The organism is Terrimonas sp. (genome assembly GCF_003075435.1).
Classification (GTDB): Bacteria; Bacteroidota; Bacteroidia; order Chitinophagales; family Chitinophagaceae; genus Agriterribacter.
Window position 1 is genome coordinate 190,726 of sequence record NZ_QCZJ01000002.1, and the last position, 24,395, is coordinate 215,120.

Annotated in this window: 18 protein-coding genes; 6 read left to right on the plus strand and 12 right to left on the minus strand. The window is 38.8% G+C overall.

What is annotated here, in order from left to right:
• Positions 1-49 precede the first annotated feature (49 nt).
• The 6 genes from DC498_RS03450 to DC498_RS03475 all read left to right on the plus strand — a co-directional run bounded on the left by DC498_RS03450 (position 50) and on the right by DC498_RS03475 (position 11,078).
• On the plus strand, positions 50-3,205 hold the full coding sequence (locus DC498_RS03450) for a SusC/RagA family TonB-linked outer membrane protein (RefSeq protein WP_116872735.1): 3,156 nt from the start codon (positions 50-52) through the stop codon (positions 3,203-3,205).
• An 18-nt stretch (positions 3,206-3,223) separates the two neighbouring features.
• Complete coding sequence (locus DC498_RS03455; RefSeq protein ID WP_116872736.1) at positions 3,224-4,900, plus strand: RagB/SusD family nutrient uptake outer membrane protein; 1,677 nt, start codon at positions 3,224-3,226, stop codon at positions 4,898-4,900.
• Between the two features lie 100 nt (positions 4,901-5,000).
• A complete protein-coding gene (locus DC498_RS03460) occupies positions 5,001-6,956 on the plus strand; it encodes a glycoside hydrolase family 97 protein (protein ID WP_165813736.1) in 1,956 nt (651 codons plus the stop codon).
• Between the two features lie 206 nt (positions 6,957-7,162).
• The gene (locus tag DC498_RS03465; protein ID WP_116872738.1) at positions 7,163-8,248 is read left to right on the plus strand and encodes an aldose epimerase family protein; all 1,086 of its coding nucleotides are present in this window, start codon (positions 7,163-7,165) and stop codon (positions 8,246-8,248) included.
• Between the two features lie 132 nt (positions 8,249-8,380).
• A complete protein-coding gene (locus tag DC498_RS03470; protein ID WP_116872739.1) occupies positions 8,381-9,742 on the plus strand; it encodes a sugar porter family MFS transporter in 1,362 nt (453 codons plus the stop codon).
• 205 nt (positions 9,743-9,947) lie between these two features.
• Positions 9,948-11,078, plus strand: coding sequence for a sialidase family protein (locus tag DC498_RS03475; RefSeq protein ID WP_116872740.1), 1,131 nt, complete (start codon positions 9,948-9,950; stop codon positions 11,076-11,078).
• A 119-nt stretch (positions 11,079-11,197) separates the two neighbouring features.
• Here DC498_RS03475 and DC498_RS03480 read toward each other — a convergent pair whose 3' ends face one another.
• The 12 genes from DC498_RS03480 to DC498_RS03535 all read right to left on the minus strand — a co-directional run bounded on the left by DC498_RS03480 (position 11,198) and on the right by DC498_RS03535 (position 24,287).
• On the minus strand, positions 11,198-12,058 hold the full coding sequence (locus DC498_RS03480) for a hypothetical protein (protein WP_116872741.1): 861 nt from the start codon (positions 12,056-12,058) through the stop codon (positions 11,198-11,200).
• 5 nt (positions 12,059-12,063) lie between these two features.
• The gene (locus DC498_RS03485) at positions 12,064-12,873 is read right to left on the minus strand and encodes a HipA family kinase (RefSeq protein WP_116872742.1); all 810 of its coding nucleotides are present in this window, start codon (positions 12,871-12,873) and stop codon (positions 12,064-12,066) included.
• A 57-nt stretch (positions 12,874-12,930) separates the two neighbouring features.
• Positions 12,931-15,300: an AIPR family protein gene (locus tag DC498_RS03490; protein WP_116872743.1), complete on the minus strand. Its 2,370-nt coding sequence runs from the start codon at positions 15,298-15,300 to the stop codon at positions 12,931-12,933.
• On the minus strand, positions 15,297-16,295 hold the full coding sequence (locus tag DC498_RS03495; protein ID WP_116872744.1) for a PD-(D/E)XK motif protein: 999 nt from the start codon (positions 16,293-16,295) through the stop codon (positions 15,297-15,299). The genes DC498_RS03490 and DC498_RS03495 overlap by 4 nt, the downstream gene beginning before the upstream one ends.
• A complete protein-coding gene (locus tag DC498_RS03500) occupies positions 16,285-19,020 on the minus strand; it encodes a Z1 domain-containing protein (protein WP_116872745.1) in 2,736 nt (911 codons plus the stop codon). The genes DC498_RS03495 and DC498_RS03500 overlap by 11 nt, the downstream gene beginning before the upstream one ends.
• An 11-nt stretch (positions 19,021-19,031) precedes the next feature.
• Positions 19,032-20,510, minus strand: a complete 1,479-nt coding sequence (locus DC498_RS03505; RefSeq protein WP_116872746.1) for an ATP-binding protein — start codon at positions 20,508-20,510, stop codon at positions 19,032-19,034.
• A 3-nt stretch (positions 20,511-20,513) separates the two neighbouring features.
• Positions 20,514-21,755, minus strand: coding sequence for a DNA cytosine methyltransferase (locus DC498_RS03510; RefSeq protein ID WP_116872747.1), 1,242 nt, complete (start codon positions 21,753-21,755; stop codon positions 20,514-20,516).
• 1 nt (position 21,756) lies between these two features.
• Complete coding sequence (locus DC498_RS03515) at positions 21,757-22,056, minus strand: hypothetical protein (protein WP_116872748.1); 300 nt, start codon at positions 22,054-22,056, stop codon at positions 21,757-21,759.
• Positions 22,049-22,477 carry a very short patch repair endonuclease gene (locus tag DC498_RS03520; RefSeq protein ID WP_116872749.1) on the minus strand — a complete coding sequence of 143 codons (429 nt, stop codon included), beginning with the start codon at positions 22,475-22,477 and terminating at the stop codon, positions 22,049-22,051. The genes DC498_RS03515 and DC498_RS03520 overlap by 8 nt, the downstream gene beginning before the upstream one ends.
• A 1-nt stretch (position 22,478) precedes the next feature.
• A complete protein-coding gene (locus DC498_RS03525; protein WP_165813737.1) occupies positions 22,479-22,727 on the minus strand; it encodes a helix-turn-helix domain-containing protein in 249 nt (82 codons plus the stop codon).
• A gap of 29 nt (positions 22,728-22,756) precedes the next feature.
• Positions 22,757-23,008, minus strand: a complete 252-nt coding sequence (locus DC498_RS03530; RefSeq protein ID WP_165813738.1) for a hypothetical protein — start codon at positions 23,006-23,008, stop codon at positions 22,757-22,759.
• 400 nt (positions 23,009-23,408) lie between these two features.
• Complete coding sequence (locus tag DC498_RS03535; protein ID WP_116872752.1) at positions 23,409-24,287, minus strand: hypothetical protein; 879 nt, start codon at positions 24,285-24,287, stop codon at positions 23,409-23,411.
• Between the last annotated feature and the right edge of the window lie 108 nt (positions 24,288-24,395).

Below are 24,395 nucleotides of genomic sequence, written 5' to 3' on the forward strand. Positions count from 1 at the left end.
ATAAATTTGACTTTTCAATATTACAATTGATGACTAAAACATTGCTGTCATGAACAATCAAAACCTGGTTAAAGAAAATCAGATTCCATCTCTGAACCTTTTACTGCTATTGTTTTTTGCCCTCTTTAGCAGTACGTTATTTGCCCAACAAAAAACTATTACGGGGAAAGTAAAAGACGAAAACAACAATCCGCTGGAAAGTGTTTCGGTAACAGTTAGGGGCAACCCCAATACAGGCACCACTACTGATGCCAAAGGAAATTTTTCGATCGGGGCTTCTGCAAATGATGTCCTTATTTTTGAATTTGTAGGTTACCAAAAAGAAGAAGTTAGGGTGACCGGCAATTCAAATCTTGATGTCATTTTACACTTATCAGACGCCAAACTTAACGAAGTAGTGGTGATTGGTTACGGAACAAAATTAAAAGGAGAGTTAACAGGCGCAGTATCTAAAGTTGACAGTAAGGCGTTTGAAACCAGGCCGCTTACCAATACGATGAATGCCCTGCAGGGCGCTTTACCCGGTGTAACGATCACCAGGGGAAGCGGCAGACCTGGCTTCGAGAACTATGCCGTACAGGTGCGTGGCGCCTCCTCGGTGAGCGGTAGCAGGGTGATGATTTTGATAGATGGAATTCCCGGTGACCTCAGTCTTATTAATCCAAATGATATTGCGGATCTCACCGTGCTGAAAGACGCTGCAGCTTCCATCTATGGCGCACGCGCCGCAGATGGCGTAATAATAGTTACCACAAAAAAAGGTAAGAAGGGAGCGCCCTCCATTTCATATTCCGGGAACTATGGAATAAAAACTCCCCAATATTTAAAAGAGAGAACAAACACTTTGCATCTTGCCGAAATGTATGATGAAGGTATGCGGAATGTGAACCTGCCCGGCGTTTCTGAAGAAGTGTTTGAAAAGATCAGGAACAATGCTGAGCCTGACCCTACAGGATGGCTGAAATACCTGGAAAATTTTCCCGGCTTTTACCAGTCGCATGATTGGAACGATGCGGTATACGGACCAAGCGCCCAGCAAACACATAACCTCAGTATATCCGGTGGCGGCGATAACAGCTCATATCTTTTTTCCGCAGGATATGAAAGAAACGAGGGTGTGTTCAGGCATGGAGAAAACCACTCCAGCCGGTATAATCTTCGCCTGAATTATGATTTTAAAATTTCTGACAGGATAAATATTGAAACAAGAACCAGCTTTGAGAACCAGCCTGTAACTACTCCTACCGCGCTTAGCAGCATATTATATTATGTAAACCAGATGGGTAGCTACGTTCCCATATATAATCCGTTGGGGCAGTTGTATAAATACCAGGGAGGTTTTAGAAATGCTGTTCAGTATCTTGAGGAAGGTGGTCTGAATAAGGAGAATGCCTACCGGGTCTCTACTAACCTGAAAGGAAATATTAAGCTGCTCAATGATTTGCTATTGGTAGGCCAGGCTGGTATAATTATAGATTTTAATGACAGGAAGGAAACACGCCCTACATTCGCCCAGCATAATTGGGATGGCAGTGATTTTGACATTGTAAATAACCCGAACAGCGCTTTGTTTACGAATTCCAAAAATATTTACCAGAATTATACGGCTTATCTTGATTACAATAAGACTTTTGCAGGCAGACACAAACTGAATGTAATGGCAGGAGCTTCACGGGAAGGGAAGACCTACGAGAATCAATCCATTACAGGGTATAATTTTGCCAGCAATGAAATATTTACACTAAACCTTGCCGATAGAACAAAAACAGAGTATTCCAACTTCAGCAGCGGTGCATCTGATTGGGCCCTGCAATCGTACTTTGGCAGGTTGAGCTATTCTTTCGATAGAAAATATTTGATAGACTTTACAACAAGGATGGACGGCAGCTCCAAATTTGCAAAGGATAAACGCTGGAGTGCTTTGTTCCCTTCTGTAGCTTTTGCGTGGAATTTGTCGGAAGAAAACTTTATCAGCTCACTCAATGCTTTTGATAACCTGAAAGCCCGCCTGTCATGGGGACAATCCGGGAACCAGGAACTGAGCTTTGGCAACTATGACTATATATCGCTCATTTCTATTTCCGGCAACTATCCCATGGGGTCGCCCAATGTAGGGTTGCCCGGCGCAGTATCCAGCATTGCTTCACAAGACCGTACATGGGAAACCATTGAAACAAAAAATGCAGGTATTGATTTTGCATTTTTAAATTCAAGGCTTACAGGAAGCTTTGACTATTACATTAAAAGCAATAAGAACATGCTGGTGAATGACCAGTTGCCTGCAACGCTGGGCGGATCTGCGCCAACACAAAATATCGGTAAGCTGGAAACAAAAGGCTGGGACTTTTCTATAGGCTGGAATGATAAGATAGGCGGTGTAAGGTATAGTATTTCAGCAATGCTCAGCGATAGTAAAAACAAATTAATAGAATTGAAAGGAAATGATGCGTATGGAGAAGGCCTGATCTATGCACGAAAAGGCTATTCACTGAATTCTTATTTTGGCTACCAGTTTGATGGAATTATTCAGAATGAAGAACAATTAACCGCTTACAAACAATTGGGTAATGTGCCTTCTAACCTGGGTGTAGGCGATGTAATGTTCAGAGATGTTGATGGTGATGGACAGATTACGGCTTTTGGAGATGCTTCAAAAGGCACATCAGGAGATATGGTATATCTCGGGAACCTGCTTCCCAGGTATACATATTCATCCAATATCAGCGTATCCTATAAAGGATTTGACCTGAGTGTATTCTTACAGGGTATAGGAAAAAGGCAGGGTATCAGAACAGGAGAGATCAGCGTGCCGCTATGGCAGATATGGATGCAACCCCTGGAATACTTCTATGGTAAGAACTGGACACCTGAAAACCCTGATGCAAAATACCCCCGTATTATACCCGGTTCCGTTGGCTTTGATGGAATACGTAACTGGAACTGGAGGTACTCTTCCATGCGCATGAATAACCTTTCCTACCTCAGATTTAAGGTAATAACATTAGCGTATAATTTACCTCAGTACCTGGTCAGCAAAGCTAAAGTGAAGAATATTCGTATATACGTTAGCGGGCAGGATCTGTTTACTTTTTCAAAAGATACATGGAATAAATCATTCGATCCCGAAGAAACATGGGAACGCTCAGATGAGCAAACCTATCCTTTCAACAGCGTAATTTCTCTTGGACTGGATATCAAATTCTAAACCATTAACTAAAGTATCATGAACCATACATATTTTAAGGCATTTATTTTTTCACTCCTGGTACTAACAGGTTGCAATAAAGGGCTGGACCTCGTGCCCAAAGATGCTATTTCAGACGCCACTTTCTGGAAAACAAGTGCCGATTTTAAACTGGCGGCAAATAACCTGTATTCTTCACTTGAAGGGTTTAATACCTGGGATATATATGCAGACCTGGCCTATGATGTACCCAACTCCGTTAGTAACGGAACTTACCAGACAAGTGAAAGTGACAGCAGGTGGAACAATGCATACATCTATATCAGGCGTTGCAATAAGATCATAGCAAAAGCGGAGGAATCTTCCATAGCTGCAGATATAAAACAATTTTACGGAGAAGCTAAATTTTTCAGGGCGTACAACTACTGGAGCCTGTACAGGCTTTTTGGAGAAGTGCCGATTGTTACCACAGAACTGGATATACAGGATGAGGAATTATATGCGCCCAGGGCTACCCGGAAAGAAACAGTTGATTTCATTTTAAAAGATCTGGATGATGCTGCAGCCGAACTACAGGAACAGGGTAGTTTGCCAAGCGGCGATATTGGCAGGATCACTAAGGGTGCTGCTGATGCACTAAAGGCAAGGGTGGCATTGTTTGAAGGCACCTGGGGAAAATCAAGAAGCGACGCAAACGCCAATGCTTACCTGGATATAGCCATTAACGCGGCAACAACGGTTATGAATAGCGGGCAATACGCCTTGTATACAGGTGAAGGTGCGCAGAGCTACAGGTATTTTTTCATTGATGAAGGAGATGATGCCTCTGAAGCCATATTGGACCGTCGCTACCAGGTAAATATTTCTAATCAAACATTTCCAAGCACAGTAGGCGAAGGACATTTGTTGCCTACCAAAAAACTGGCCGATATGTATTTGTGTGCGGATGGTTTGCCTGTCTCGCAGTCTCCCCTGTTTCAGGGTTATAATCAAACCGGCTCTGAATTCCAGAACCGCGACCCCCGCATGACAATGACTTTTGTTGTTCCGGGCACAGGCGCTATGCAGCTTTGGTATCCGGAACCGGTGGCAAGCTGGCCTTTCTATCCCCAGCGTAATGCCAATACAGGTTATACTACGTTTAAATTTTTGTCTGAAAATCCGGCATCTAATGCATCGCCCTTTACGCTTGGTTATGGTTACGACCGCCATATTTTAAGATATGGAGAAGTGCTGCTTATTTATGCAGAAGCTTCATTTGAAAAGAATGGCGCTATCAGCGATGAAGAGCTGAATAAATCAATAAATTTAATCCGTCAGCGGGCGGGTATGATTGAACTGACCAATGGTTTTGTGAATGCCAACGGATTGAATATGCGTGAGGAAATAAGACGCGAAAGAACCATAGAGCTGGCGCTTGAAGGTTTCAGGTATGATGACCTGCGGAGATGGAAAACTGCAGAATACGAAATACCAACAGATGTAAAAGGAATTAAAATTGTAGGTACTCCCTGGGCTAACCCTATCGTGGTGGAAGGCCAGGATAGAAATCCTTATACAGATGCAAGCTGGCAAAACAAAACAGATGCCAATGGGTTTATTATTGTTGAAAACGCTTCCGGAAGAAGCTTTAATGCTGAAAAACATTACCTGATGCCGCTGCCTACAAAAGAAATCATGATCAATCCTGCATTAAAACAAAATCCGGGGTGGTAAGGTTAGTATACATTTGAATGCCAGCAATATTCAGTGTTATGCATTTTAAATTATGATGATGCGAATGAGCTAATAGGTTGAATTAATGAATATTTGTATTATGAAAAGATTTTTGATCCTGTTTCTTTTGCCTTTCTTTTGCGTGGCAGTTTATGCGCAGCAATACACGCTGAACTCTCCTGATAAAAAACTGGTGGTTGAAATTGAAAATAATCAGCAGGGAATAAGTGTGAAGATGACGAAAGGAACTGACCAGGTGCTGAGCTTATCAGACCTTGGTATGATTACCGGTCAAACAAAAGCAGAATCCCTGAAGGTTAAAAAGACAAAAAGAAATACAGTAAACGAAGAGATAACACCTGTTGTAAGAGAAAAAAGTAAAACTTACAGGAATGAATACAACGAGCTCATATTGACGTTCAAATCAGATCTTTCACTCACATTCAGGCTTTTTAATGAGGGAATGGCGTATCGTTTTTCAACGGCTGCCAAAGATAGTTTGACAATAACGAGGGAAACGCTGAATATACAGTTGCATGAAAGTGATTCTATCCGCTTCCAGTCAGAGAAATCTTTTAACTCAGCATACGAGCAACCCTATGAGTTCAAAAAGCTGGGCGACCTTAACCCTGACAGGCTTTGCAACCTGCCATTGCTTGTAGAAAAGCAGAACGGAAAATTTGTAATGATCACAGAATCGGATCTTTACAATTATCCGGGCTTGTGGGTAAAAGGCACAGGAGTTTCACAAATTTCGGCTACTAATCCCCGTTATCCCAAAACATTGATAACTACCAAAAATCGTTATGCCAGTGGCCAGGTTGGTGAAACCTGCGATTATATTGCAAGAGTAGCAGGTACAAGAAACTATCCCTGGCGGATTTTTGCAGTGGCAGACCAGGAAGATGGATTGATTAATAATAACATGGTATATCTGCTGGCTTCTCCTACGGAGTTGAAGGATGTTTCATGGATCAGACCGGGTGTGGTTATGTTTGACTGGTGGGGTAAGAATAATATTTATGGTGTGAATTTTAAAGCAGGCGTTAATACAGAAACAGCAAAATACTTCATAGATTTTTGTGCTGAAAAAGGATTCCGGTATTTTCTTTTTGACGATGGATGGAGTCCTAAGGATGATCTGCTTCATCCTGTTGCGGGTTTAAATATGGAGGAGGTTACCGCTTATGCAAAAAGCAAAGGGATAGACGTGATGGTATGGGTAATATGGAATACATTAAGAGACCAGTGGCAGGAAGCTTTTGACCAGTTTGAACGTTGGGGTATTAAAGGGATCAAAACGGATTTTATGAACAGGGATGATCAGCTGATGGTGGAGTTTTATGAAGCGCTTGCCGCTAAAGCAGCAGAAAAAAAGATGATCGTTAATTTTCATGGCGCTTACAAACCTTGTGGGTTAAGCCGTAAATATCCGAATGTGCTAACGCGGGAAGCATTGATTGAATTTGAACAAAGCGGCGTATCTAACAATGATAATCCTGAGCACCATAATTTATTGCCTTATATCCGCATGTTTACCGGCGCCATGGACTATATTCCTGCTACCATGCGCAACGGAAACAAAAACAATTTCCGGCATTTCTGGGATTACCCGATGGGTTGGGGCACAAGAGCACATGCGATGGCTTTGTTTGTAATTTTAAATAGCCCGATGACGATGCTGCCCGGTTCTCCTTCTGATTACTACCGGGAGAAGGAGTGTACTGATTTCCTGGCGAAAATACCTGTTGAATGGGATGAGACTAAACTCTTAATGGGCAGGATCAGTAAATACACTGTACTTGCCCGGCGGTCAGGTGATGAGTGGCATATTGGGGCCATCACCAATGACGACCGGCGAACGCTGGAACTATCCACTGGTTTTTTAAAACCCGGTAAATACCAGGTAGAGATTATTGAGGATGGAATAAATGCAGGTACTGCAGCAACCGATTATAAACTATCCCGGCGTGAGCTCAATGCCGGCGAAACATTAAAGCTTACACTTGCCGCTGGCGGTGGGTGGCTGGCAAGGATCACGCCGCAAAATAAATAAATCCCTAAGTCAAATCGAAAGTTTATCCGGTTTACTAACCGGATCTGAACACGAATGCAGACAGATACATTTCAATTTTTTGCTCCTGTATCACTTTCCGGCCGGTAACACACCGGTCGGAAGGAGATGGGGTTACTACCCACCACTTGCTGAAAATTAAAATGCGCCAATGAGGCAGAGCTATATATGCCAGTAAACGATAATAAATGGAGCTATTAAAAGAAGAAAATTTCAGACGTTCTATAAAAGGCAGCGAGGTAAAATTATTCACGCTTCAAAATAGGCATGGTTGTGTGGCACAGTTTACCAATTACGGAGCACGTTGGCTGAGTATGTGGACGCCTGATAAAAATAACCGGTGGGCCGACGTAGTGCTCGGGTTCGAAAACCTGGATGGATACCTGGATGCTAAAGAAAAATACTACAGCGCTATTGTTGGCCGCGTATGCGGGCGAATTAATAAAGGAACTTTTGAGTTGGAAGGAGTGAAGTATGAGCTGACAAAGAATGATATTTTTGGTAACCCGTTAAAAAATCATTTGCATGGAGGTTTTAATGGATTCAGTTTCCAGGTTTGGGATGGCACTACATTAGTAAATAATCGTGGCGAGGAGGTAGTGGCATTTAAATATCTTTCAAAAGATGGAGAAGAAGGATATCCCGGAAATATTGCAGTAACGGTGATGTATACTTTAGGTAATGATAATTCAATAAGAATAAATTATTCAGCGCATGCAGATAAAGCAACCATCGTTAATCTTACCAATCACGCTTATTTCAATCTGCATGGTGATATGAATAAAAATGTATTGGATCATTTTGTTTGTATTCGTTCTGAAAACAGTGTTGAATGTGATGATGAATTAATTCCCACCGGCAATATAATTTCTATAAAAGATACAGCGCTTGATTTTACGCGGCCGCTAACTATCGGTTCCCGTATTGGCGAATCGTTTCCCGGGCAATTGTTCCCCGGCAAAGGATATGTAGTATCTTATGTTTTGAATAATTACGATAGTGCTTTGCAATTAGCAGCAACAGTGGAAGAAAAAGAAACAGGAAGGATGATGGAAGTGTATACCGATCAGCAGGGTATACAGTTTTATAATGCATGGCTGTTTGATGGAACAGATGTGGGTAAAGGAGGACAACGATATTTTAGCAGTAGTGGACTTGCATTGGAGGCGCAGGGTTTTCCCGATGCGCCGAATCATTACCAGTTTCCCTCTATAGAAATACTTCCCGGAGAAGAATATAAACAAACAACGGTTTACCGGTTTTTGATAAGATAAATTTTATACTGGGTATGAGGAGCATTCAGGGGTTCTCTTGCAATGGGGCGTTTGTAAAGCGTATCATCTTATGCTATTGTAAAATGATCAGATAAAACAATATACTACAGCTCATTCTTAAAGATATAATGAATGCATACGGCCATCAATGAAAATACTTATCCGGTTAATAAGAAATATTCTTATAATACCCGTTATATTTTAGGTATTTCTTTTATTTCTGCTTTAGGAGGTTATCTGTTTGGGTTCGACTTTGCGGTAATTGCAGGAGCTTTACCTTTTTTGCAAAAGCATTTTTCATTAGATGCTTATTGGGAAGGATTTGCAACAGGAAGCCTGGCATTGGGCGCTATTATTGGCTGCATGGTGGCCGGGTCTGTGTGTGACAAATATGGACGTAAGCCGGGGTTATTAATTGCCGCGGCAATATTTGCTATCTCTTCGCTGGCGATGGCGTTTGCGTTTTCAAGAGATACTTTTATTGCTGCCAGGTTTTGCGCCGGCATAGGAGTGGGGATGGCCTCTATGTTATCTCCCATGTACATTGCAGAAATTTCTCCTGCGCATATACGTGGCCGTATGGTAGCCATTAACCAGTTGACAATTGTGCTGGGCATTCTTTTTACCAATCTTATTAATTATGCATTGCGCAATTCCGGTGAAGATGCCTGGCGCTGGATGTTTGGATTAGGTTTTGTTCCCTCCGCCTTGTTTTTTATTGGCGCTATGTGGCTGCCCGAAAGTCCGCGCTGGCTGATAAAGACCGGAAAAAAATCGCAGGCAAAAAGAATATTAGAAAAGATAGGAGACGCAGATTATGTAAATGAATCTGTCAGCAGTATTACAACATCTTTAAAAGGCATTGTTAAAACGCGATATACCGATATTTTTAAAAAAGCCATACTACCCGCTGTATTGACAGGTATAGGATTGGCAGTATTTCAACAATTGTGCGGCATCAATACCGTATTTAACTATGCGCCAAAAATATTTGATAGTATTGGCGCTTCGCAGGACGATCAATTATTGCAAACCGTTTTTATAGGAGGTGTAAACCTGGTATTTACTATTCTTGCCATGTTGCTGGTTGATAAATTAGGCAGGAAACCTTTAATGCTGATAGGTGCAGGCGGGCTTGCTGTTATGTATGTAATTATCGTCGTCCTGTTAGGAAATCAATTGACCTATGTATCCTGGTTTTTATTAGCATCCATCGGCATTTATGCCTTAACGCTTGCTCCCGTTACCTGGGTATTGATCTCAGAAATATTCCCCAACAGCGTACGAAGCGAAGCTACCACAGTTGCTGTGATCAGCTTATGGGCAGCCTATTTTATCCTCGTGTTTACCTTTCCCGTTTTATTTGAGCAACTGCAGGAAAAATCATTTTATATCTATTCCGTAATATGCATAATGGGGTTTTTCTTTGTCGGGAAAAAGGTAAAAGAAACAAAAGGCAAGACGCTGGAAGACATAGAAAGGGTAATGAAATAGTGCTGTTTAACGGGTGGTGGTTAGGCTATATAAAATGTTTTACAATTGTTTCCTCTAAGTTTGTAATCGAAGAGGCTTACATATAAAAGTTACTTATTGTTGGAGGAACTAAAGCGTTCCAATGAGCAGAAATGTTTTTGATGAAATATTTTTTTTGAAAAAGCGTCTGTAGCTAAAATGTTCATAGCTCCTAAAAAATATTGTTATGCAAAATGCTAAAGCACTATATCTGAAATTTAATTTTTGCATTCTGTTCCTGTTTTTCTGTATGAAAACCCTGCAGTCGCAGGAACTGAATTACCTGTTTAAGCAGGGTGAAAGCGGGTACAAATGCTTCAGGATACCTGCCATAGTATCAACCAACAGTGGAACTTTACTGGCTTTTGCTGAAGCAAGAAAAAACAGTTGCAGTGATACCGGAGACATTGATCTTGTGTTGAAGCGATCTGAGGATGGCGGAAAATCATGGAGCGCACTTGAAGTAGTGTGGAGTGATGGAGAGAACACCTGTGGAAATCCCGCTCCTGTAGTAGATAAAACGAACGGCAATATCATTCTGCTATCAACCTGGAACCTGGGAACTGATCATGAAAAAGATATTATTGCTTTAAAGAGCCAGGATAAAAGAAGAGTTTTTATGCTGAAATCAACTGATGACGGAAAGACCTGGTTGCCTGCAAGGGAAATAACAAGAGATACAAAAAAAGAAGACTGGACATGGTATGCAACCGGCCCGGTAAATGGTATCCAGGTACAAAAAGGAAAATATAAAGGCCGTCTTGTGATTCCCTGTGATCATATAGAAGCAGTATCAAAAAAATATTATTCCCATGCTATTTATTCGGACGATGGCGGCGATAACTGGAAGTTAGGAAACAGCACACCACAGGACCAGGTAAATGAATGTACGATTGCTGAATTATCTGATGGAAAACTTATGTTGAACATGCGTAACTATAATGATACCCGCGTAAGACAGGTTTCTGTTAGTAAGGATGGAGGACATTCCTGGGCAGATTTAAAAGGCGATCCGGCTTTGATTGAACCTGTTTGTCAGGGAAGTCTGCTGAGCTATAAACAAGCCGGTAAGAAAGTATTGGTTTTTTCAAACCCTGCAAATAAAGAACAGCGCATAAACATGACTGTGAGATTAAGCTTTGATAATGGTAAAACATGGAAATACAGTAAGGTATTGCATGAAGGACCTTCTGCATATTCCAACCTGGTAGTACTTCCCAATGGTAATCTCGCCTGCTTTTATGAAGGTGGAATTAAAAATCCTTATGAAGGAATTGTTTTCCAGGAGATTCCTTTATCAGATATAAAAGGTAAGTGATTTAGTAATTCAGGGGTTTGGAAAATATGCTGAAAGCATATCCAGGCTGATTATTTTCTTAAAGCAATTATTTATTTTTTATTTTCTGGCGCGGAAATTCATCTCTGTCAGATTAAGTTTTAACTATTACAAGTTAAAGGAACAACGCCATGTTGTTCAGCGTAAGTAATAATTGCTTCGCTTTCAGACAAGTCCAGATAATTTAAAATATTTGAAGTTCTTAGTTGGTTCCAAATATCATGTTGCTTTGGAAATGTATTTCTATCAGGTTCCTTAGCAATGATAAAGTCCTTCATAGAAACATTATTTTCATTGTAAGTAGTCTTCAATTGTATAAAGGAATTAATATGGTTAGCTACTGTTACTGGTGTAGCTTCCATGTCAACTGTTTGAGCAAATACATCAATTTCATTCTTACCTGCAAAGTCGATACGAACTGGAGTAATTAGATTTTGTACGTGTTCATGGGTAACCTCCCTATTTAAATCATAGTGCTTTTCGATTTTGTCGCCAAAATGAGTTTTTATGTATTCAACCGGTTTCACTCTCGGTAATTCCTCTTTAGCTTCAATGATGTCGTCAATGTATTTTCTGAACAGAGAAGAAAAAATCTGCTTATTCACTTCCAATGAAATCTCTTTGGGATTTGTAAATGAAATGACATTATTAGAATACTTGCTCAAATAAGAGATGTAGGAAGTAGAAAAGGTATTATCAGAGATATTATTCTTAAATATTTTGAACTCTTTTTTATTTGAAGATTTTGAATTATCAAAATCAATCTTCCTTTCAATGTTTTCTAATATCTCCCGAAGTATTTTATATGACGAGTTAGAGAGCAATTCTTTTGAAACTTGCAATTTATTCTTTGAATAGCTGAAATAAACTTCGTTAGCATTGAACAATAGCAACCCTACTGAAATCTTTTCCTGGATTTCAGGCCTAATTAAAACTGATAATATGCTGTATTGAGTTGTCATTTTGTTCAGGCTGCAAAGTATTGTAAAAACTCCAAAAAAGTGTGCCAACACTCCTCAAACCATTCGTCGGTAAGTAAAAACTGATTTAGTTCCGTCTCTTTTCCCTGTAAATTAACGTTCCATTCTGGTGGAATGTTTTGTAAATATTGATTAAGATTCTGTCTGCAACTCAGGGTGCAAAGGTAAAAAGATTGTTTGAGGTTTTCAATATTTTTAAACTCATTGATTTTGAACAACTTAGAAAAGAAGGAAGAGTATATCAAACTATCCTCATAAGTTATTTGTACCAAGCCATTTTCAAGGTTTTGAGAATTAAAACAGGCTTCATGGTCAATGGGGTAAAGCCTGTATTGTCCGCCAATCAGTTTATATAGGATATTGTAATTGTTTAAATGCCTGTCTTCGTTTGCCACCCAAATATCAAAAAAAGCCAGCTTTAAAACATCTGCTTTTAATACTTTTTTATTCCTTGTACCTACCAGAATATCTTCTGATACCTGGTTCAAGTCAAAAACATCTTCAAGCTTTTGCAGTCCAAAACAAGGAACCTCAAACCTGTTTCTTGGGATAGTTAAATCTGGTGGAATGTGTTCCGGCAAAACCTGTATCAATGAAAATGGAGCATGATTGAATTGCCAACAATCCAGAAACGAAGCAATAAGAAACTCTTTGAATAACCTATGTGCAGTACCAACAAGATTATGATACTTGCAATAGTAGAAATTCAAATCAGAGGCATGGACTATTATTGGCCTGTTTTGGGTTTCAATAATGTTTCCCCTGTCTAATGCTTCTATGGATTGGAAAGTAGGCAAATATTTTATCCCTGTTTATTGTTTTTAATCATCTTAAAAAAAGTTACTCTCATACTACTAAATCTTAAACCCGTATTTTGAAATAAAATGATAGTTCATCAGACAGTATTTTTTGTTTTGTGCTGTTAACTGCTCTTTGTCATTTATAATATCGAACATCATTCTGAAATGATGGGGTTTTAACCGTTTTTTTACTCTATCCCATTCAACCATCTTTCTGATAAGTTTCAAAGTTATTTCAGGGTCTTTGGAATTATTCGATTCGATATGTTCAGATAACTCATCAATTTCAAAAAGAAGTTCAGGTGCATTCTCAATTACTTTTTCAATTATGTAAATGCCATTTGAAATTTCGTTTGGCAATATATTTGAACCATTCCTGACTTTTAAAGCCAAGTTCCAGGAAATGTTTTGCTGTGTGTCGGACAAACTCCTGGTTTCTTTGCCCCAATCCTCAATTTTCTTCCATACGCTTGTCGGAATAGATTTTATTTTTTCAAGTTCTTCCTGCCTCTTTTGCATTTCCGCTTCATCTTCAGAAATGATTATTCTCTTTGGCGGATTTTTCTTATCAATTAAATCCTGCACTATCCCTGATAAATCAAAGTCGAATCCATGTGATTTGACTTTTAACCAGCACTCTTCTTTTTTTGCCCACTCACCATAAAGCCCTCCGGGAATATCCTTAATAAAGGCTTCAACTTGTACCATCATTGAATGGAGCAATTGTTTAAGTGAACCGGATATATCCTGAGCCTTCCAGATTTTGTATAAGTCTAACTGATTTTTAGTTAAATGATTTAATAAACTGATGGTGTAGGGCACAGTAATGTAACGCAAATCACCAATAGCATTGGGTTTTACACCATAAACTTTCTCCGAAGCCCGATAGAGGATTGCTTTTGAAATTGTGTCTTCGTAATATACATTATTCAGTTTCTTTTCGAGATTGAAGTTGATAAACTGTACATAGTTTTTTTGATTTCCTCTTACAACATAATGTGGACCAACAGGCACTTTCTTCCCGTCTGCTATTTCCTGATAAGCATTAATGTATTTAGCCAATTCCTCTTTGGTGAACATTTGATTCTTCGGGTTCTTTAAATCAAAAGCCTTTAGTCTGGACTTTGGCAAACTCTCCTTCAGTCGTGCATTTTTATATTGCCCTCTTGCCCTTTCATAAAACCATTTAGTTTGTATCGGCTGACTGTCTGTTAAAGGGGTGAAAATACTTCTTGACAGTTTTTCAAATTCAATATGATACGGCCTGTTACTACTTAAATCTGAAACTGATACTTTATTTTGAGTATTGGCGAAAGCAGATATATTGGAAACAATATCACTGAATTTCTCTTTATTCTTGATTAATGATATTTTCATTTGGACAAATATTTTGGAAATATCAGCCTTGTCCTTTTTGAAAGTATGATAAATTGAAGCAGTGGTTTGGCCACCATTCACTATTTGAAAATCCTTTACTGCGGCTATGTTCAACGAACTGCCATTTTCTTCAAATATTATTTCATCCGCAGTAGTTGTTAGTCCGTTATTATATGCAAGAAACATTTCGGGGCTTTCAATTATAGTTTTCCTAATACCGAAATTTGTTGATTTTTTTCCGCCTACCTGCAAGAATGAACGTACATTTTGTTCTAAAAGTCTTGCACCATATTGCTCATAAATAAAAGCCAATGCCTCCCCTGGAATAATCGCTAAATATGATTGATAATCGTCTGTAATAGATGGAGACTGAATACACGGAATCGAAAAGCCATACGATTTGAAATCAATATCATTCGGGAGATGAGGCTTGTTACTTATATTAAAAAGGCTTTCAATATCAAATACTTTGTAATAGAAGTTATATCCTGAAATAGTTGTGCCTGATGGAAATTCACCTTTATAAGAGCCGTTGGTTAGTATAAAGGCATTGACTCTGACAAGGTTCTCTCTGACTTCCTGCGACTTTGCCAGTGTATAGGCAAACTGAAATATTTCAGAGGTTTCTTCAATTTCATCAACATACTCACTTCTGAAATACTTGTTTTTTTCATCATCCGCTGCATAAATAGCTTTTCTGAAAAAGTTTGAAATTCTTTTTGATGCTGTTTCAATTTCCTGATTTGAAATCTTCGATATTTCTTCTGTACCGTTAAAAATAGTTATAAACAAATCTACTGTTTCATAATTCTCAGATATTGCATAAGCATTTATTTTATGCTGCTTCTGTGTTCCCAAACCTTTTTCATCATACCTGACAACTATATTTTCTGATTCACCAGATGCTGCCAGCAAATCAACTGCCTGTTGAGTAAAAATCTGTTCTGAAATTGCCCCTTCTTCATCTGTTGACTGGATGGCAGCGATGTCCTGCATCAGTGAAACATAAAATTTATTTAGTTCAATATTTTCAAGTGATAGGCTCATTGTTTTATCAGGGTTTGAAAAACTAATTCTTCTGTTTGTTTAAATTCTTCGCATTGCGAAAGAATAATTGAATATTCCACATCGCCTACACCACTTCGGAGTTCCTTCTCCTGTATTCTTGGAAAAGTATCTTCCACTGAATAAAATGTAGCCTGTCTTATAAAATAGCCTGTTGTGTCATAAAGACCTATATGTTGTTCAAAATACCCAGCTTCATAGAGTTTAGACCGGAACCGGTTTAATGCTATGGCATCATGTGAAAGCAAATTGCTTATTGAAGAAACGATTTGGTTTAATGTCTCTCCGCTTTCCTGTACTTTCTCCAATGAAACATGATAGATATATAACTTTTCAAGATGAGTTATATCTAATTGCCTTTCGCTGCTGATTTGAATTTTCTGATGATTATTACCATGCGTTGTTTTTACTTCCAATGCCCAATTGCCCATCTGAAAATCTCTCACTTCACTTGCAGGGCCAACCCATGTATTCAATACAGCAGAGTAATTGTTATTATGCTGCATGAATTTTCGCAGAAAATACAATTCGCCAAATAAACCTCTTTGTTCTTCGGGAGATAATCCTTCCGAGGCAATTTTGGTAAATAAGGATTTCCATTTTTCAAACCTGTTCAATAAGGTTTTTACCAACTGCCTTTCATTGGTTTCTGTGGCAATATTTGCAATCAGGTCTTCACATAGAACAGAAAAAATATCCCTGTGTTGATTGTTTGTTAGTTTAAATATCAGTATTCTTTTTTCTTGCTTGTTAGGGTCAGGAATAAGTTCAATTTGTATTTCCTGTAGATTATCAAATTGAGAAATATCAACATCAATTGATTCGCTTATTGAACTGGCAATGCACAGTTGTTTTTCTGGTTGTTGTATTGCAACAAACACATCAGGTAATACTGAGCCGGAATACCTTCTCAATAGCAGCCCTTTTGCAAATGAAGTATCATTTGCCAGTTCATCCCATATTTGATTAATCTTCATCCTCGTCCTCCTCTTCTAAATTGTCTTCCTGATTGAATATTGATAATAGCTGTTCATGAACAGCATAACTTACAGTTGCGTTAAACCTGCTGGAAGGGAAACTTATTGCATACCCTACTATTGGATTACTGTCAGATGCCAATCCTGCTTCTTCGGGATTTAAAAAATAGATAAGCAATAAGGGTTTTCGGGGGTCTCGAATTTCATTTCGAACTATTTCACCACTAATATAACTTGGCTCACCTTCTTTTCCCCTTTGCCTCCAATATTCAATTGTTCTGTTCCAGGCATTGTTTCGTTCTTCATCCGTTAAGTCAATTACTTCATCTCCTGGGCTAATAATATGTGAACGTTTTATGTAGTAATTATCAGTAGAAGAATTTCTTTCATCTTGCCGCCTGTTAAATAAACCAATATCCAGTTCATCTTCTCCCTTTTGAATTGTGTATCTCAAATCGGCCTTCTTTTTTGACATAATGGCCACTCTCCATTCTGTTAGCTCATTATTTGCTACCTGTAAGTTTATAAATCTGATAAGATTAGTGGGGTCAGCCCGTTTTAGATTTTCTGAAAGTCTAAATCCCTGAAGTAAAGATTTAATATTTTCAACATTCACATCAAACCATAAATAGTTGTCTTTTCTTATTTCTGGCCTACCGTTAAGTTGGTCAATAAATGCTATTGTTGCTTGAAGGTTAGAAGAAATAACATCTGCCTTTTTTTGAAACTCATAAGATTCAACAAGTCTGCCCGCCCATGAAACAGTTACGGTTGTTGCTCTCCTGATTTTATTACTTGCTGAAATTTGAAGTACGCCAGGGTGAGTTCTTACTTTTAATGCGTATTGCTCCGGTGTTGCTCCTACAGTATCACTCATATAATCAAACTCATTTCTTAATTCTTCCGAAGCATGAGTAATATGGCAGAACCATTCATTAAGTTGTCTGCTTGTAAATAATCTGCATAAATCCACATATCCTGGCCTGTAGCCAAACCATCTTCCCATTTGCATAAGAGAATCATACATTCTGGATGTACGCAAATAGTAGCTCACAGAAAGACCCTCAAGAGTTAAGCCTCTGGAAAGTTTATTTCCACCAACTGCAATAACTGATAAACCATTTGGATGGTCGTAATAATTCAGAGCATCTGCCGAACCCATATTTATCTCCTTAACTATTATTCTTGATGCTGCTTCGTGAGGGTGTTGTTTTACATCTTCCCAGGTATGTATCTGAATCTGGCCGTCAATTGCTGCCAATTGGGAATTTAAAATCTGGGAACTAATGGTAGTGTAAGATTTATAATTTCCCTGGTCTTCTTCGAAAACCTCTCTGAACTCTTCCAGCACTGATGCAATTTTCATTTCGATACCTCTCCGGTAAAAGTCAAAAACATTTTCTACCAGTGACTTTAGTTCATGCTGCCAGGCTCTTAATCTGGAGACATGAACAAGCATTGAGTTGTGTACATCAGTTTGACCTCTTAATCTTCTTATTGCACAAGTGATAATAAAACATTTGATTGCTGTTTTGAGTGATTCCGGAACTTCGGTTGGTGTATTTGAATCATCAACAAAATGGTGATGGTCGTCTATTCTTCTTACTATTGGTAATACATCATCAGATTCCTCGTCATCTCCCACAAGCCTGAACCCAAAAACTTTATCCGGGCCGATGTAGTTTGATGGTGCAGGCAGATTAATTATAAAGTCTCTTGGAAATAAATTGTCTTCTTCTATGGGAATGAAAATATTTGCAAAGGGGGTAGCAGTATAACCTACATAGCCACTTTTATCGAATAGCCTTAGGATATTCCTGATTAAATCATTAATTCTGGTAGCCGGGTCGTTATCCCGGTTGGTATTAATTGAAGCATTGTCTGCTTCATCGTCTATTAACAACAATGATTTGCTTCTGATTACCCTGCGGCCATCAACGTCTATTGCCTTGGAATTTAGCCATTGCAGTAACCTGTTTAATATCGTCGCATTCTTTTTTACAACCAACACCAAAGGGTCTTTCATTCCAAAATTAATTCCCGATGAATTAGCTGCAGCGGTATTGAAATCTGAAATGCTTGTGGTTAATGAATGTGCAATTGCATTTTGATTAAAGCGGCCAACTCCAATCCATGTATTATTTTCTCTGAATGCCCTTTCATGTTGTGTATCAAAGCCAAGAAAACCTTCATCAATTCGGAGTTGCGTTTGACTTCTAAGATTATTATGTATGCCCGCCAGAACAATAATCAAATTAAATCCAGCATCCGCTCCTTTGCAGATAAGGCCGGTATAGTTAGCCGTCTTGCCAGATTGCACTTGCCCAACCACAAGACCGTATTTACTTATGATTGCATTTATTTCCGGGTCAAATAATCCGTCTAAAGTGCGGTCGGTTAGTCTGTCGAGTTGATTTAAAACTGTATCAGCAAAATTCTTCTCATATTGTAAGTAATCTCTGTATCTGTTCCAAAATTTAAAATCAATTCCTGCTTTCTTTGCATTAATCCAGGGAAGCCTCCGTTCAGTATCTTCTATAACCCTGAAGTCCTCAATACGAACATTGTAAATTGATTCAATTTCCCTTAGCAAAGCATCTTTATCTACAGAGGAATATAATGGTAAAGACAGTGCCATATCTACGGCGGTATCAATTTCCGCTCTGCTAACACTTCCAGTTTGAGGCAGGAAAGTTCTGACAGTTTTGATTGCTTGTTGAAGCATATATAAATCGTTTATAAAAATTCAAGAAAATGAGTAAACTGATTGAATGGGTCAATGTTTGCAATTATTGCTTTTGCTTCCTGTTGAGACTTCCCTTTCTTTATCAGTGATTCAAACATTGTTTGCATTGTCTTTCTGATTGGTTCCTGGTCTATTCCTTCAAAAGGTTTTCCCTGTGCTTCTGGTTCTTCCGCTTCTTTAATATAAATTGATTTGGATGGAATATTCTCTTCTATAAATCTGATTAAAGTTTCAATTGATTTATCAGGGTCTGCCTTTGCCTGGTTTTTAATAATATCAAGCAATGGATGGTCTCTGTTTATCTTGTAAAACCATTTGTCTCCTCTTTTGTGGTCAATCCATAAAGGGATAAACTTTTGGCCATTGGAATGCGTTACCGTCTTTCCTCTGTGCCGATATACTTCAACACCCTGCGACCTGACCTTAGCTGCATAATTTTTTATCTGGTCTCTGTAAATAAGTGGCGGACGGGCAACTGATTTTTTTATATCAATCTGCCAGTCAGCATCCAGAGAATTTGGCAAATCAATCTGAATCCTGATTAACTTGTAGTGTTCTTCTTTTCTGAATAATCCTAACCAATCACCAGCCAGCAACAACCTTTCATTTCTGTAGATATAAAAGCCCTGATGTTCATTCCAGCCTTTTGTTCCTTCGGCATATTTATATGTTTCTTCATCAATCTTGGATTTGTGTGGCAATACATACCCTTTTATAATCACTTTGCCATTGTGCAACTGCTCCTCTCCAAATGATTGAGTAGCCGATTCCGCTGGCAAAAAAGGATTCCAGGGTTTGATTTCATTATCCTGAAAGAAGATTTTAATTCTTTTACTTTCAATAAACCTGTGAAAGACCATCGCCAGATGTTTTTTCACCAGTTCCATGATAAATAAAAATTTATCAAGTGCTGCGTTATCGGTCTGCCTGAAATGTTTTACAACTCTGTCAATATCATTCCAGATAACAAGAGTGCCTGACGGAAGATTTGATAATGAATTTTCATTGAAGTTCTCCGGCAGATATTTAATTAAATCCCAGTTGCCTGTTTGATTGACATAATCCAAATCCCATGTCCAGTACACACTTGCATAATCCGGTTTTTTTGATAAAACAGTTAACCGGCGAGCTTGCGAAAAAGAAGCGGTTTTAAGTCCTAAGCCAAACCTGCCTAAATCTTTTGAATTTCTATCGTCTAATGGATTTTTGCTGCCGGGACGCATGGCCTGAATAAGTTCATCATTATTCATTCCGCTACCATCATCTTTTACCGATAGCCAAGTGTCTTCTCCGTTCCATTCAAAATTTACCCATATATTTTTTGCATTTGCAGAAATTGAATTATCAATAATATCCGCAATAGCAGTTTCAATATTATAGCCAATAGCCCTGAATGTTTCAATCATTGAAGAGGCTTCGGGGATGGCTGCTGCAGTTTGGTATTTTGAATAATCTATAGGTGGTGGCATAGTTTAGATAAGTTCTATAATAGTTGCAGCGATTGATTGGGCCATCAATGGCGGTACAGCGTTTCCTATTTGTTTAAAAGCGGCGGTTCTGTTTTTCCCTTCTTTTACTCCTTCAAAATAAAAATCATCTGGAAAAGATTGCAACCGGGCAGCTTCTCTTACTGTTAGTGAGCGGTTTTGTTTTATATCAGGATGGATATAGTAATGTCCATCCTTTGCAATATGTGCTACTATGGTTTGGGAATATTCTGCATTTGCATCCACCACTTTAAAGCGGTCAAAAAAGGAATGCTGATTATTATGCGTTTTAAGCCGTTTGGGTAATGAAGGATAGTTGAGCCGTTCTCCCCGGTGCAGTTGCTCAACTGCAATTCGATAAATCTCTTTGTCCTGTACCGTATGCGGACGGGCAACATGCTGTGTGAGAATATCAATACCATTCCGGATTCCAGCATTGTTCAGATATGCTATTGACGGTTTGCCATATGAAACGAATTTGTCAACTCCTTCGCCAGCCTGAATAGAAGGAAGGTCATTCAATAATTCACTTACGGTATGTTTTGTATTGCAGCGAATAGCTTCCAGGTCTGGCAGATCAATATTTATTTCTTTCTGCCAACCGAGAATAATTACTCTTCTTCTGTTTTGTAAAACTCCAAAATTGTTTGCCTCAACTGTAAACAACTTCATGTTATATCCCTTCTTATCGAACAGCTTTTCCATGTTGTACAGATAAATTCCGGAACCGGCAGATTTTAATCCTAATACATTTTCAAATACAAACATTTTGGGCTGATACTTCTCCAGATATTTTGCATACTGCACATAGAGATAGTTGCGGGGGTCTCCTTTCATTCCATCTTTGCGTCTTGCCCTGCCCACCAAAGAATAAGCCTGACATGGTGGGCCACCAATAATTAAATCAACCTCCCTGTTATTTAGTTGTTTTTCGATTTCTTTATGAATCTTAGGATTGTTTTCACCTCCAATAGGCAGGTTGATTACACTATTGAGGATTTCAGTTGGAATTTTCTTGTATAGTTCGTCTCTGGTTATTTCATTTTTCAGATACTTCTTATATATGTCAAACTTCTTTTCTGATTTCAGAAAATGATAAGCGGCTCTTGTTTTTAATGTATAACATGCCGCTTCGTCCATTTCAACATGAGCAATAGGACTAAAACCTTCCCGGATAAATCCTTCGGAAAGGCCGCCAGCACCAGCAAAAAGGTCTATATAATTCATCTTAGTTATTCTCTGGGTATGGTTGTGATGGTAGGGGAATAAATTTATCCATTCCTGTTTCAACAAGAGAAACCTCAAGCATTACTGCATAAATGTCTGCTCCTTCTTTTTCACAAATCTCAAAACATTTATTCATTAAGTCATTTCTTACTTCAGCTTCTTCCTTTGTATAACACGGCTCATTTGTTTTAAAATTCATATAGTCGTTAAAATCATCATCAGGATGAAAGCTGACACCTTCGCCAATTATTTGCTTTGCAAAGAGTTTAACGTCCTCTACAGTTTTAATATCGTTAATCATTTTGTTTGGTTTTAAGTTGTTTGATAATTGCTTTCAATGTGGAATCAGTTCTGTCCTTGTTTAATTCACATTCATATATCGTAATTACTTTCCACTTACTTTTTCTCAATTTATTTTCATTCTCAGCATCCAATTGTTTGTTTCGTCCAATCTTGTTTAGCCACCATTCCGTTCTTGTTTTCGGAACCACATAATATTTGCATCCCTCATGGCCATGCCAGAAACAGCCATGCACAAATATTGCGGTTCTGTATTTTGGCAATACTATATCCGGTTTGCCGGGCAAGGTCTTTGAATGCAGCCTGTACCTGAATCCTTGTGCAAACAGGTATTTACGCACTACCAATTCCGGCCTGGTATTCTTTGACCGGATTTTGCTCATGTTGTAGCTTCTTACTGCTTTGCTATGCACATCTGCCATGCTACCTGTTTGTTTTTTCCAGAATCGAAATATCAAAATCCAAATACCAGGCAAACCTTACGAGGTAGTCAATGGTGATTGCAAACCTGCCGGTTTCCACTTTTGAAATAGTGGAGCGATGCACTTCCATTATTTCTGCCAACTCATCCTGACTGTAACCCTTTTTCTCCCGAAACCCTCTGATTTGTTTTCCTATCGCTTCCCTATGCTCCTGGATATATTCTTCGGTTGGCCTGGATTTTTTAATCATATACGCTGTTCTTTTATCATGGCTTACCATCACGGCAAGACAATGAGATATTTTGTTGGAACGGGCAGTTCCCATCCATCGGGGTAGGAAACAATGGTGAGGTTACCGTTAAACTCTTTCACTGTACCCACTTGGTCAATTCCACCTAAAATCAATTGCTGATACTGCCTGACCGCTTTTTCAGGGCTGCTTGTTTCCGCTTTGAAAATTTCAATCTTGTCGTTGTCGAAGGTTACTTTGTCGCCGACCTTAATTGTCTGGCTTGTGTTTGTTGCGTTCATTTTTGATATGCAGTTTGTATAGCGTTGCCCCCGCTTTGAGATTATAAAGCTAACAGATTTAGCATTATTATGTTGCAATATATTGAACTATATTTTATAGACAGCGGCTACTTTTCCACCGACCTGCTTTTGGCAGGACAGTAAGCATCCTTGCAAAAAAGTGAAACATAATAAGTGGGATAAACCCATTATTGAACGCTACTGCTGCAATCAACTGCATAGAACTATGAATAAACCAATAGAATTGGTTGGGTGGTCGTCAAAAAATCAACCAAAACAAAGAAAAATAGAGAAAAGCCGGTTTTTTCGAGCCGACAAATAATGATTTTTACTAATAAATAAAATTTGTGCGAAAAATGCACAAGCAAAATACAAATTTGGTCGCCTGCGATTGATGGTATCAGGCAGCTTTCAATGCTGCTTTATTAATGCCTCTGATAACTTCGATTGGCAAATGGATAGCGGAGAGTTTTTCTATCCTTTTGAATTTGATTTGCGAAATGATTTCATCGTGGAGTTGCAGTAACAGTTTGTAATACTTCTGATTGTTTTTCCATTTTACCCAGCAACGGATGCGGCCTGCGGTATTTGGATACTGCTCATGCAGGTATGAACGAATATTAAAATCCGGTTTGGCAAATTCAAGCACATCCTTGTATTTGTGCTTTACTTGTAAATAGCCCAAGTCGGCAGCTTTGGTTTTAATTACACATGCCCTTGTTTGCTTACAATGCAATATTGCCGCAATGGATTTATTGCATAGCCCAAAATACTTTGGCCTTTCATTGGATGAGTGAGAGGAAGCCCCTGAATGCTTTGCAACCGCCCACTTAGCAGTTGCTTTCCTGAGCCTCCTCTTTTTCACTACATCCCAATAAAATTCCTGGTCGGTAACTTCTTTGCATATAAGTACCGCTGCCAAATAAATTTGAAATTGTTTTAAATCCTGCGGAAGTACAACTGTAGCCTGCCGGTGGCGAAACTCATGCAGCGTTCTGATGAATTTTGTATTGCGGATGAAATACATGCCAGAAAATGGGTCGTATCCAATCCAGTTATGTTCAATCAGTGCAGTAATATGTGTTTTGAAAGTCCGGGAATCTTTTAACCGGAGGTCGTGGCGAAGTTGTGAAAGAATGGGGGAATCGCTTTTTATTTTACCATCTGTATAGAATTTCAGATAGAGATAGATGGCAAGCCCTTTAACAAGGCCGTGGTAATAGGCATATTCAGCCTGCTGAACAGGTAATAATATTTTATTGTTTTTAGGTTCAAACATAACTCAGTCCGTTGCTTTGTTGAAAGCAAAATTTGTTCATTCATCATAACAGGGCAATCGTGGTGAGTTTAACAGAATGGATGTCGGAAATAATAAATAGGAGAAAGT